The organism is Nocardioides sp. (assembly GCF_036401255.1).
In the GTDB taxonomy this organism is placed as follows: Bacteria; Actinomycetota; Actinomycetes; order Propionibacteriales; family Nocardioidaceae; genus Nocardioides.
This window is the reverse complement of the sequence record NZ_DASWVI010000391.1, coordinates 1-11,924: the sequence shown is the minus strand read 5'-3', so window position 1 is coordinate 11,924 and position 11,924 is coordinate 1. Positions and strand designations below refer to the sequence as shown.

Here is an 11,924-nt window from a genome sequence, read left to right as displayed (position 1 = left end):
TGGGTTTAGAACGTCGTGAGACAGTTCGGTCCCTATCCGCCGCGCGCGCAGGAAACTTGAGAAAGGCTGTCCCTAGTACGAGAGGACCGGGATGGACGAACCTCTGGTGTGCCAGTTGTCCCGCCAGGGGCACGGCTGGTTGGCTACGTTCGGAAGTGATATCCGCTGAATGCATCTAAGCGGGAAGCACGTTTCAAGATGAGGTTTCCCACCCACACGATGGGGTAAGGCCCCCCACAGAACATGGGGTTGATAGGCCGGAGGTGTACAGCAGCAATGCCCAGCCGACCGGTACTAATAGGCCGAGGGCTTGTCTTACAAACCCTCAACCAAAACAACAACACCCCCCCACACACAGGGGGGGGGACATCGTGCCCGCGTCCACACCACACCCACACACCACCGTGTGGGACACCCAAAAACCAACACCCCCACCCCCACCAAAGAGGGGGACGGGTGGTGTTCAAAAGCGTTACGGCGGCCATAGCGGAAGGGAAACACCCGGACCCATACCGAACCCGGAAGTTAAGCCTTCCAGCGCCGATGGTACTGCAACCGAGAGGCTGTGGGAGAGTAGGACGCCGCCGGACATACTTTCTGAGAGGGCCACCCGCTTTGCGGGTGGCCCTCTTGGCATTGGTGGACCTTGACGGCCCGTCCGCCGTCCACCGTCAGGGCTGCGGCGACGATATCCCCAGGTCTGCGCGGCGCCCGGGCCGGCAGTCGGTGCCGGCCGCCAGGGTCGGTGCCGGAGGTGATGTCATGACGACACAGAAGGTCCCGCCGGGACGGGCACGGGAGTCCGCGGCGGAAGCGTGGACGGCGGCCAACGAGGTCCGGCTGGTCGGCCGGGTCTCCCGACCTCCCGAACGCCGTGAGCTGCCCAGCGGCGACGAGGTCTGGACGTTCCGGGTGGTGGTGCCGCGGGTCCGCTCCGAGCGATCCCGCCAGAGCGTGGACGCGCTGGAGTGTGCCGCGTGGTCGGCTCGCGCCCGCCGCTCCGTGCGGGGGTGGTCGGCCGGCGACGTGGTGGAGGTGTCCGGGGCTCTGCGGCGACGCTTCTTCCGCGCGGGCGGCGCGGCGTCGTCGAGGGTCGAGGTGGAGATGACCGGCGGTCGCGTCATCCGTCGCGCAGGGAGCGGATGAGCACGCCGATGCTGGGCTTGGGCTGGAACGAGGTCGCCTTCTCCGGCAACAGGCGGTCGGCGCTGATCCGGAGCACCTCGCCGAAGTCCGGTGCCGGCATGAGCACGGCGACGCCGCGGCGGCGGGCGACGGCGTGCAGGACCTCGTCGACGGCATGGAGATAGGCGGTTCCGGTCGGCGGCCGGTCCAGGGCCGGCACGAGGTCGTGATGGAGCCACTCGACGACGGCCCGGCCCGGCCCGACGACCGGCACGAGGGTCGCCCACTCCGTGCCGTCGGTGACCACGAGCGTGTCGGGCGCCAGCGCGGCCAACGCGTCGCGGCGCGGCATCGGCTCGAACCGTGCGTCGACCCTGCGGGCGGCCGCGTGGACGGAGCCGAGCGCGGTGCCCGTGAGCAACCGGTGGATCGCGCCGAGGAACATCGGGGTGTCGTCCTGGTCGACGAGCATCGCCAGTCCGGCGTCGGTGGCGGGACCGGTCCGCAGCTCCTGCATGCGCAGGTAGGCGGCGTAGCGGTGGTGGCCGTCGGCGATGAGTGCTCGGGTCCCGGCCAGCGCCGCGTCGATCCGGTCGAGCTCGTGTGCCTCGCGCAGGGCCCAGATCCGGTGCCGCTGTTGGGCCCGGTCCGCGAACTCCAGGTGCGCGGGCCGCCGCAGCACCTCGGCCATGAGCGCCCGGGTGTCGGGCGCGCCGCGGTGCACCAGCAGGATCGGCGCCGGATTGATCTGCATCTCCAGCATCCGGGCCGCCAGCTCGTCGACCTGGCCGGGGTGCACGCCTTCGTGGGGCAGCACCGCCACCTCGGGGCCCGACCCGGCGTGGCAGGACAGGTCCAGAGCGCCGACCAGCCCGCGGACGGTGATCCCGCCGGCGGTGTACTCGTGGAGGTAGACCGCCGGGTGCCGGTCGTGGGTCGCCTGGCCACGCCGCTCCCAGCGGACCAGACGGTCCGGGACGGCGCGGTAGGGGCGGGTGAAGGCGCGCACGGACGCGAGCCCCCCGATCCGCCGGGGCGCCAGGGTGATCCCACGGAACGGAAGCAGCCGCACCGCGCCGGTGCCGTGGGGTGGGGTGACCACGGCGCCGGTGTCCATCGGAGCATCGTAGGGTGCGACCAGCAGTCGCCCAGGCCCAGGTCCCGGAGGAGGTAGGCGTGCTCGGCTCGTCGGAGGTGGCCCTGTGCCGGGCCTACGACCTGGCCATGCTGGACCTCGACGGCGTGGTGTACGTCGGAGGGGACGCGATCGAGGGAGCGGCCGAGCACCTCGCGGCCGCGCGCGCGGCCGGGATGCGGCTGGCCTTCGTCACCAACAACGCCTCGCGCTCGCCGCGGACCGTCGCCGAGCACCTCGCGGACCTCGGGGTCGCGGCCGAGGAGGCCGACGTCGTGACATCGGCCCAGGCAGCCGCCCGTCTGGCCGTGGACCGGGTCGGTCCCGGGACCCCGGTGGTGTGCCTCGGCGCGGACGGCCTCCGTGAGGCGCTGCACGAGGTCGGGCTGACGCCCGTCGACGTGGCGGACGAGGCGGCCGCGATCGTGACCGGCTACGGCCCCGAGGTGCGGTGGAGCGAGATCATGCGAGCAGCGGTGCGGATCCGCGACGGCCTGCCGTGGATCGCGAGCAACACCGACCTGACGTTCCCGGCGTCGTTCGGGATCGCCCCCGGTCACGGCGTGCAGGTGGAGATGCTGCGTCGCTTCTCGGGCGTCGACCCTGCGGTCGCCGGCAAGCCGGCGCGTCCTCTCCTGGACGAGACCGTGCGTCGCGTCGGCGGCCGACGACCGCTGATGGTGGGCGACCGGCTCGACACCGACATCGAGGGAGCCCGAGCCGCCGGCCTCGACTCGCTGCTCGTGCTGACCGGCGTCACCGGGCTGTCCGAGCTGGTCGCCGCCGGCGAGGGGCTCCGCCCGACGTACCTCGCACGCGACCTGAGCGGTCTGCACGGCGAGCACCGGGCGCCCGAGTCGACCGCGGCCGGGTACACGCTCGGCGGCTGGCACGCGACGGCCGCAGACGGCGCCCTCGAGGTCGTGGGCGAGGGCGATCCCGACGACTGGTGGCGGGTGGTGGCGACGACCGCGTGGGCGCACCTGGACGGCACGGGCACACCGGTCCGGCTGTCCGGGGTGCAGGCCCCCACGCGGTAGCCTCGGCGTCATGAGCGAGGACCCGGACTTCCCCGTGCCCGACGAGCCGGAGTCGGTGCCGTCGGAGCCCGAGCGTGTCCGCACCGGGTTGCCCGCGGTCGACGAGGTGATCGTCGCCATCGAGGAGCTCGAGGACCGACCGATCGAGGAGCACGTCGGGGTCTTCGAGACCGCCCACGAGCGCCTGCGGCGCGCCCTCGACGAGCCCGCCGACCCCGACGCACCCGCCTGAGCCGTGCCGCCGCGACGACTGCGTCTCGACGCGGAGCTGGTCCGCCGCGGGCTGGCCCGCTCCCGTGAGCACGCCAGCGACCTCATCGAGCAGGGGCGTGTGAAGGTGTCCGGAGCCGCCGCGACGAAGGCCGCGACGGGCGTCACCACCGATGTGGCCATCGTCGTCGCCGACGACCCGGACCGCCCCGACTACGTGTCACGTGGCGGGCACAAGCTCGCCGGCGCGCTCGCGGTCTTCGAGCCCGCCGGCCTCGTGGTCACGGGCCGGCGGTGCCTCGACGCGGGCGCCTCCACCGGCGGCTTCACCGATGTGCTGCTGCGTCACGGGGCGGCCCAGGTGGTGGCGGTCGACGTGGGCTACGGGCAGCTCGCGTGGCGGCTGCGGCAGGACGAGCGGGTCGTCGTCCACGACCGCGTCAACGTGCGCGACCTGGTGCCGGAGACCATCGGCGGTGGCGTCGACCTGGTGGTCGGCGACCTGTCCTTCATCTCGCTGGAGCTCGTGCTCGACGCCTTGATCGGCGTCACGGAACCGGACGGCGACCTGGCGCTGATGGTCAAGCCGCAGTTCGAGGTGGGCAAGGAACGGGTCGGCAAGGGCGGCGTCGTGCGCGACCCCGCCCTGCGTGCCGAGGCCGTGGCCGGCGTCGCCGCGGCGGCCGCCGCCCGGGGGTGGGGCGCCCGGATGGTCGCCACGAGCCCCCTCCCGGGACCCTCGGGGAACGTCGAGTTCTTCCTCTGGCTCAGGCGCGGGACGCCGGCGATCGACGCGGACGCGATCCACACCGCTGTCCGGGGCGCGACCCCGGCGGGGGTGCCCGGTGAGAGGGTGGACCCGTGACCATCCCCGCCCCGCCCGCACCCCGTCGTGTGCTGCTGATCGCGCACGTCGGACGCGACGACGCGCGCGAGGTCGCGCGGGCCTTCGTCAAGGCACTCACCGCCCACGGCCTGGTCGTCCGGGTGCTCGCCGACGAGGCGGACGAGCTCGGCCTGGACACCTCCGGCATCGAGCTCGCCGGCGACGGCGACGCCAGCGCCGGGTGCGAGCTGGTGCTCGTCATCGGCGGGGACGGCACGATCCTGCGGGCCGCAGAGATCTCCCACGACTCCGGTGCGCCGTTGCTGGGCGTCAACCTCGGACACGTCGGGTTCCTCGCCGAGGCCGAGTACGACGACCTCGAGTCCACGATCGACGCGATCGTGCACCGGCGCTACAGCGCCGAGGACAGGCTCACCCTCGACGTCACCGTGCACCGTGACGGGGAGGTCGTGAACCGCACCTGGGCCCTCAACGAGGCCAGCGTCGAGAAGGCCGCCCGCGAGCGGATGATCGAGGTCGTCGTCGAGGTCGACGGGCGGCCACTCTCGCGGTGGGGGTGCGACGGCGTCGTGTGCGCGACCCCGACCGGCTCCACGGCCTACAACTTCAGCGCCGGAGGCCCGATCGTGTGGCCCGGCGTCGAGGCGCTGCTGCTGGTGCCGATCAGCGCCCACGCCCTGTTCGCCCGGCCCCTGGTGGTCGCGCCCAGCTCGGTGCTGGCCGTCGAGGTCCTCGCCCGCACCGACGGCGACGGCGTCTTGTGGTGCGACGGCCGACGCACCGTCGACCTGCCGCCGGGCGCCCGGATCGAGGTCCGCCGCGGTACCCAGCCGGTGCGCCTGGTCCGGCTCCACCGGGCGCCGTTCACCGACCGCCTCGTCGCGAAGTTCGGGCTCCCCGTGGCCGGCTGGCGTGGGTCGGCCGAGCGCCGTCGCCGGATGGCCGAGGAGGCCCGCGCGGCGACGCGGGGGACGGCGGGGGAGGACGCGGGTGCTTGAGGAGATCCGGATCAGCTCCCTGGGCGTCATCGAGTTCTCGACGCTCGAGCTCGGCCCCGGGCTGACCGTCATCACCGGCGAGACCGGCGCCGGCAAGACGATGATCGTGACCGCACTCGGGCTGCTGCTCGGCGGCCGCGCCGACAGCGGCGCGGTGCGCACCGGCGCGCGCACGGCCCGCGTCGAGGGCGTCGTCCGAGTCGGTGAGCTCGCGGCGTTCGCCGCAGCCGTCGAGGAGGCCGGGGGCGAGGTCGAGGACGACCGGGTCGTGCTCGCGCGCAACGTGTCGGCCGAGGGCCGCTCCCGCGCCTACGTCGGGGGCGCCTCGGTGCCGGTGTCGGCGCTGGCCGGCGTCGCCGAGCCGCTGGTGGCGGTGCACGGGCAGTCCGACCAGCACCGGCTGCTCCAGGCGCGCGCCCAGCGCGAGGCGCTCGACCGGTTCGGCGGAGCGGCGCTGGCAGATCTCCTGGGGGCATACACCGACCTCCACGCTCGCCTCGAGGCCACCGAGCGCGAGCTCGACGACGTCGTGGCCACCGCCCGCGAGCGCGCCCAGGAGGCTGACCTGCTGCGCTTCGGGCTCGGGGAGGTCGAGGCGGTCGCCCCCGAGCCCGGCGAGGACGTGGCGCTGGCCGCGGAGGAGTCCCGGCTGGGTTTCGCGGACACGCTGCGCACCGCGGCGGAGCAGGCCCGTGAGGCCCTCTCCAGCGACCAGGGTGCCCCCGACGCGCTGGCGACGACTTCGGCCGCGCGGGCGCTCCTCGACGGCGTCCGCGAGCACGATCCCGAGGCGGGCGAGCTGGCCGACCGCCTTGCGGAGCTGACCTACCTGCTCTCCGACCTCGCCGCGGACGTCGCATCGTACGCCGCCCGCATCGACACCGACCCGGCCCGCCTGGCCGCCGTGTCCGAGCGCCGGGCTGCGTTGACGGGGCTGACCCGCAAGTACGGCGAGACCATCGACGAGGTCCTGGCCTGGTCGGAGCGCTCCGCGGCCCGGCTGCTGGACCTCGACCACACCGACGAACGCATCGAGGAGCTACGCGGCCGGCAGGCCGAGCTGCGCGCTGAGCTGGCGACGGCCGCCCAGGCCCTCACCGCCGCCCGCACGGAGGCGGCCGCGCGGCTCGCCGAGGAGGTCACCGCCGAGCTCACGTTGCTGGCGATGCCGCACGCCCGGCTGTCCGTGGAGGTGCGTCAGCACCAGGTAGACCCGCCCGGGCCGGGTGCGCACGGCCCGCTGCTGGTCGACGGCCGGTGGCTGCGCTACACGGCGTCGGGCACGGATGAGGTCGAGCTGCTGCTGGCTGCCAACACGGGATCCGAGCCGCGGCCGCTCGGCAAGGGGGCCTCGGGCGGTGAGCTGTCCCGGGTGATGCTGGCGCTGGAGGTCGCCCTCGCGGGCACCAGCCCGGTCCCTACGTTCGTGTTCGACGAGGTCGACGCGGGGGTCGGCGGCACCGCCGCCGTCGAGGTCGGCCGCCGGCTGGCCCAGCTCGCCCGCAGCGCCCAGGTCCTCGTGGTCACCCACCTGCCGCAGGTCGCGGCGTACGCCGACCGGCACGTCGTCGTGGAGAAGGCCTCCGACGGCACCATCACCAGCTCCGGGCTGACGGTGCTCGACGACGCCCAGCGCGAGCAGGAGCTCTCGCGGATGCTCGCCGGACTGGCGGGGTCCGACACCGCCCTGGCCCACGCCCGTGAGCTCCTCGATGTCGCCCAGGAGGCGCGCACCGGCGGTTGAGCGGCCGCGCGCCGCGGGCGCGAGCGGGGCGACGCGCCCGGCGTCCGGTGCTGCGCGAACGGCCCGGACGTGGCTGGCAGCATGGACGCAGTCATGAGGATTCCCGTTCGACAGCGTCCCCTGCTCGACCAGCCCGGCGTCGTGGGCACCGCCCGCGTCGACCGCCGCACCCGCGCCCTCGTGGCGCGGCTGCGGCCCGGCGACGTCGCCGTCCTCGATCACGTCGACCTCGACGGCGGGAGCGCCCAGGCGCTCGTCGACGCCGAGGTCGGCGCGGTGGTCAACGCCGCCCCGATGATCTCAGGCCGGTTCCCCAACCTCGGCCCGACCGTGCTGCTCGGGGCCGGCATCCCGGTCGTGGACGGCATCGGGACCGACGGACTGGCCGCCATCCCCGACGGCAGCACCGTCCGGGTGCACGACGGCACCGTGCTGCTCGACGGACGGCCGGTCGCCTTCGGCCGCCTGGTCGACGCCGAGATCGTGACCGCGGAGCTCGAGGCTGCTCGCTCCGGCCTGGCCACACAGCTGGAGACGCTGACCCACAACACCACCGAGTTCCTGCGCCGCGAGCAGGACCTGCTGCTGCACGGCCGAGGGGTGCCGCGGCTGGCCACCCGCGTCGAGGGCCGACCCGTCGTGGTCGTCGCTCGGGGTCGCGACCACGACCTGCAGCTGCGGCAGGTGCGCACCTTCATCCGCGAGCAGCAGCCGGTGCTCGTCGCGGTCGGGCGGGGCGCGGACCTGCTGCGTGCGGCCGGACTGCGCCCCGACGTCGTGGTCCTCGACGCCGCGGCCGAGGAGTCGGAGCGGCCGAGCACCAAGGCCCTCGGCTCGGCACGCGACGTGGTCCTGCGCGCCGACCGCGGCGGGGGCCGGACGGCGGTCGAGGCGCTGGAGCGGCTCGGGCTGCGGCCGCTGCGTCTGGAGTCGACCGCGACCGCCGAGGACGCGGCCCTGATCCTCGCCGACGCGGCGGACGCCGCACTGATCGTGGGTGTCGGGCTGCACGCGACGCTCGAGGAGTTCCTCGACCGGCAGCGAGGCGGCCTGGCCAGCACCTACCTCACCCGGCTCAAGGTCGGCCCCCGACTGGTCGACGCGGCCGCGGTCCCCCAGCTGTACGCCGGGCGGGTGCGGCCCCGCCACCTGCTCCTGGTGATGCTGGCCGGACTGGTCGCGCTCGCGGCCGCCGTCGGCGTGACCCCGGTCGGCCAGGAGTGGGCCGACAGCCTGACCGACGCGATCCGAGGACTGGTTCCGTGATCTCCTACCGTCACCACGTGGTCTCACTCGTGGCCGTCTTCTTGGCCCTCGCGGTCGGCGTGGCCCTCGGCGGGGGGCCGCTCAGCGAGCTGGGCCGCGACGACCGGCCCGCCGCGGCCACCACCGGTCAGCAGCGCGCCGCCGTGCGCGACGCGTCCTACGGCGACGACTTCGCGTCCGCCTCGGCTGCCGCGCTGTACGACCGGCGGCTGCGTGACCACCCCGTGTCGATCCTCACCATGCCGGGCACTCCCGGGGACGTCGTCAGCGCGCTCGGTGCGCAGATCGAGGACGCCGGCGGCCACGTGGCCGGCACCTACGACCTGCAGCCCGCCCTCACCGACCCGGCCGAGAAGTCCCTGGTGGACACGCTCGGCAGCCAGCTGATGACCCAGCTCGGCTCCGGGGCGGTCGCCGCGGATGCGCCGACGTACGTCCGGATCGGCCAGCTCGTCGGCCTCGCGGTCGCCGAGTCGGACCTGCCGAGCGCCGACGCGACCTCGGTGCGGCAGAGCCTGGCCGGCGCGGAGCTGTTGAGCTCACCCGACGGTGCGGTGCGCGCGCCGATCGTGCTCGTCGTCCTGGGCAAGACCACCAACCCGGCGATCCTCAGCGGCCTGCTCTCCGGCCTGGCGGCCAAGGCCACCGGGGTCGTCGTGGCGGGCGACGCCGCGGCGGCGACCGGGTCCGGCGACCTCGCGGCGCTGCGCTCGGAGTCGGTGGCCGACCAGGTCGCCACCGTCGACGGCGCGGACACCACGCTCGGGCAGGTCACCACGGTGCTCGCCCTGATCCGCTCGACATCGGTCCAAGGTGGCTCGTTCGGAGCGTCGGGGTCGGATGGAGCGGTACCCGTCCCGTAGAATAGAACTCCGTGAACCAGGCGACGCCGACCAAGCACGTGTTCGTGACCGGAGGCGTCGCCTCCTCGCTCGGGAAGGGCCTGACGGCGTCCAGCCTCGGCAGCCTGCTCCGGTCGCGGGGGCTGCGCGTGACGATGCAGAAGCTCGACCCGTACCTCAACGTCGATCCCGGGACGATGAACCCGTTCCAGCACGGCGAGGTGTTCGTCACCAACGACGGCGCCGAGACCGACCTCGACATCGGCCACTACGAGCGGTTCCTCGACACCGACCTGAGCCAGATCGCGAACGTCACCACCGGGCAGGTCTACTCCAGCGTGATCGCCAAGGAGCGCCGCGGCGACTACCTCGGTGACACCGTCCAGGTGATCCCGCACATCACCAACGAGATCAAGGACCGCATCCTCGCGATGGGCGGGACCCAGATCGACGGGCAGCGGGTCGACGTCGTCATCACCGAGGTCGGTGGCACGGTCGGCGACATCGAGTCGCTGCCGTTCCTGGAGGCCGCCCGTCAGGTGCGCCACGACATCGGCCGCGACAACTGCTTCTTCCTGCACGTCTCGCTGGTGCCCTACATCGGCCCGTCCGGCGAGCTGAAGACGAAGCCGACCCAGCACTCGGTGGCGGCCCTGCGCCAGGTCGGCATCCAGCCCGACGCGATCGTGTGCCGCGCGGACCGTGAGCTGCCGCCGTCGATCAAGAAGAAGATCTCCCTCATGTGCGACGTCGACCAGGACGCCGTGGTGACGGCGGCCGACGCGCCCTCCATCTACGACATCCCCAAGGTCCTGCACCGCGAGGGCCTCGACGCCTACCTCGTGCGCCGCCTCGACCTGCCGTTCCGTGACGTCGACTGGACGATCTGGGACGACCTGCTGCGCCGCGTGCACCATCCGAAGGAGGACGTGACGGTCGCGCTCGTCGGCAAGTACGTCGACCTGCCGGACGCCTACCTCTCGGTCGCCGAGGCGCTGCGGGCGGGCGGGTTCGCCCACGAGGCGAAGGTGCAGCTGCGCTGGGTCGCCTCGGACGAGTGCCAGACCCCGGCCGGCGCGGCCCGCAACCTGCACGATGTCGACGCGATCTGCGTCCCCGGCGGGTTCGGCGTCCGCGGCATCGAGGGCAAGCTCGGCGCGCTCACCTACGCGCGCACCCACGGCATCCCCACGCTCGGGCTCTGCCTGGGCCTGCAGTGCATGGTGATCGAGTACTCCCGCAGCGTGCTCGGCCTGGAGAAGGCCGGCTCCACGGAGTTCGACCCGGACACCCCCGAGCCGGTCATCGCGACGATGGCCGAGCAGAAGGCGTTCGTCGAGGGTGCCGGTGACCTGGGCGGGACCATGCGTCTGGGCCTCTACCCGGCGGCCCTCAAGGAGGGCTCGATCGCCCGGGCGGCCTACGGCAGCGCCCTCATCGAGGAGCGGCACCGGCACCGCTACGAGGTCAACAACGCCTACCGCGACCAGCTCGAGGCGGCCGGGCTCGTGTTCTCCGGGACCGCCCCGGACAACAGCCTCGTCGAGTTCGTCGAGCTGCCGCGCGAGACGCACCCCTACTACGTCGCGACCCAGGCTCACCCCGAGCTGCGCTCCCGCCCGACGAGGCCGCACCCGCTGTTCGCAGGCCTGATCGGGGCGGCCCTGGACCGGCAGCGCGAGCTGCGGTTCCCGATCGACGAGTCCGGCCTGCGCCGCGAGCCCGAGCCGGACGAGGACTGAGCGCGGTGCCCGACCTCGCCGACCGGCGCGAGGCGTGGCCGGTCGAGGAGTCCGACGGCGTCTACGACGGCGACGGGTGGGTCGTCAGAGTGCGCCGCGACCGGATCCGGCGTCCCGGGCATCCCGAGGAGCCGACGTTCCCGCGGATCGTCGTGGAGCATCCCGGCGCCGCGATCGTGCTCGCGATCGACGACCTTGACCGGGTGCTGTGCGTGTGGCAGTACCGCCATGCCGTGCAGCGGACGCTGGTCCAGCTGCCGGCGGGGCTCTGCGACGTCGACGGTGAGGACGCCGACGAGGTCGCCCGGCGTGAGCTCGTCGAGGAGGCGGGCTACGAGGCGGGGGCGTGGACGCACCTGGCCTCGACGTACTCCTCACCCGGCTTCTCCGCCGAGCAGAGCCACTTCTTCCTCGCTCGCGACCTGCGCGAGGTCGGCCGTGGTGACTTCGCCCCGGAGCACGAGGAGGCCGAGATGGAGCTCGGGTGGGTGCCCTTCCTCGACCTGCACGAGGCGGTCGTGGCGGGCCGGCTCGCCGACGCGCACCTCGCCACTGCGGTGCTCCTCGCCAAGGCCAGGGGCCTGGCCGGATAGTGTCGCCGTGGCCGCCACACCGTCGTGACGGCCCTGTCCCGAGCAGGAGGAAGCACGCGCATGAAGGTCGGCGTCCCCAAGGAAGTCAAGAACCACGAGTACCGGGTGGCCATCACGCCGATCGGCGTGCACGAGCTGGTCTCCCATGGGCACGAGGTGTTCATCCAGGAGAGCGCGGGAATCGGGTCCTCGATCAGCGACGACGAGTACGTCGGAGCGGGCGCGAAGATCGTGCCCACGGCAGAGGCGGCCTGGGGCACCGACGGCGGCATCGACATGGTGCTGAAGGTCAAGGAGCCGGTCGCCGAGGAGTACGCCAGGATGCGGGAGGGCCAGACCCTCTTCACCTATCTGCACCTGGCCGCCGACAAGCCGTTGACCG

General features: G+C 73.4%; 11 protein-coding genes, 2 rRNA genes and 1 pseudogene. 13 read left to right on the top strand and 1 reads right to left on the bottom strand.

What is annotated here, in order from left to right:
* The 3 genes from VGD85_RS18335 to VGD85_RS18325 all read left to right on the top strand — a co-directional run.
* Positions 1 to 318 (top strand): 23S ribosomal RNA (locus VGD85_RS18335); the annotation flags it as partial.
* Positions 319 to 473: 155 nt separating this feature from the next.
* Positions 474 to 590: ribosomal RNA gene (gene rrf / locus VGD85_RS18330) — 5S ribosomal RNA — on the top strand.
* A 172-nt stretch (positions 591 to 762) separates the two neighbouring features.
* Positions 763 to 1,146, top strand: a complete 384-nt coding sequence (locus VGD85_RS18325) for a single-stranded DNA-binding protein (protein ID WP_331064867.1) — start codon at positions 763 to 765, stop codon at positions 1,144 to 1,146.
* Here the strand turns inward: VGD85_RS18325 and VGD85_RS18320 are convergent.
* Positions 1,121 to 2,242: a DUF1015 family protein gene (locus VGD85_RS18320; RefSeq protein WP_331064866.1), complete on the bottom strand. Its 1,122-nt coding sequence runs from the start codon at positions 2,240 to 2,242 to the stop codon at positions 1,121 to 1,123. The two genes, VGD85_RS18325 and VGD85_RS18320, sit on opposite strands and share 26 nt — an antisense overlap.
* A gap of 59 nt (positions 2,243 to 2,301) precedes the next feature.
* Between VGD85_RS18320 and VGD85_RS18315 the strand changes: the two genes are divergently transcribed.
* From VGD85_RS18315 to VGD85_RS18270, 10 genes and pseudogenes are all read left to right on the top strand, one after another.
* Positions 2,302 to 3,300 carry an HAD-IIA family hydrolase gene (locus VGD85_RS18315; RefSeq protein WP_331064865.1) on the top strand — a complete coding sequence of 333 codons (999 nt, stop codon included), beginning with the start codon at positions 2,302 to 2,304 and terminating at the stop codon, positions 3,298 to 3,300.
* Between the two features lie 10 nt (positions 3,301 to 3,310).
* On the top strand, positions 3,311 to 3,532 hold the full coding sequence (locus tag VGD85_RS18310; RefSeq protein ID WP_331064864.1) for a hypothetical protein: 222 nt from the start codon (positions 3,311 to 3,313) through the stop codon (positions 3,530 to 3,532).
* Positions 3,533 to 3,535: 3 nt separating this feature from the next.
* Entirely contained in the window at positions 3,536 to 4,375 is an 840-nt protein-coding gene (locus VGD85_RS18305; protein ID WP_331064863.1) for a TlyA family RNA methyltransferase, read from the top strand.
* Complete coding sequence (locus tag VGD85_RS18300) at positions 4,372 to 5,355, top strand: NAD kinase (protein ID WP_331064862.1); 984 nt, start codon at positions 4,372 to 4,374, stop codon at positions 5,353 to 5,355. The genes VGD85_RS18305 and VGD85_RS18300 overlap by 4 nt, the downstream gene beginning before the upstream one ends.
* Positions 5,348 to 7,099 carry a DNA repair protein RecN gene (recN, locus tag VGD85_RS18295; protein WP_331064861.1) on the top strand — a complete coding sequence of 584 codons (1,752 nt, stop codon included), beginning with the start codon at positions 5,348 to 5,350 and terminating at the stop codon, positions 7,097 to 7,099. The genes VGD85_RS18300 and recN overlap by 8 nt, the downstream gene beginning before the upstream one ends.
* 93 nt (positions 7,100 to 7,192) lie before the next feature.
* Positions 7,193 to 8,365 (top strand): putative cytokinetic ring protein SteA, encoded by a 1,173-nt coding sequence (gene steA, locus VGD85_RS18290; protein ID WP_331064860.1) that lies wholly within the window; start codon positions 7,193 to 7,195, stop codon positions 8,363 to 8,365.
* Positions 8,320 to 9,228, top strand: coding sequence for a copper transporter (locus VGD85_RS18285; RefSeq protein WP_331064859.1), 909 nt, complete (start codon positions 8,320 to 8,322; stop codon positions 9,226 to 9,228). Before steA ends, VGD85_RS18285 begins: the two co-directional genes overlap by 46 nt.
* Positions 9,229 to 9,239: 11 nt before the next feature.
* Entirely contained in the window at positions 9,240 to 10,949 is a 1,710-nt protein-coding gene (locus VGD85_RS18280) for a CTP synthase (RefSeq protein WP_331064858.1), read from the top strand.
* 5 nt (positions 10,950 to 10,954) lie between these two features.
* A complete protein-coding gene (locus VGD85_RS18275; RefSeq protein WP_331064857.1) occupies positions 10,955 to 11,542 on the top strand; it encodes an NUDIX hydrolase in 588 nt (195 codons plus the stop codon).
* 60 nt (positions 11,543 to 11,602) lie between these two features.
* Positions 11,603 to 11,924: pseudogene (locus VGD85_RS18270) on the top strand (alanine dehydrogenase); the annotation flags it as partial.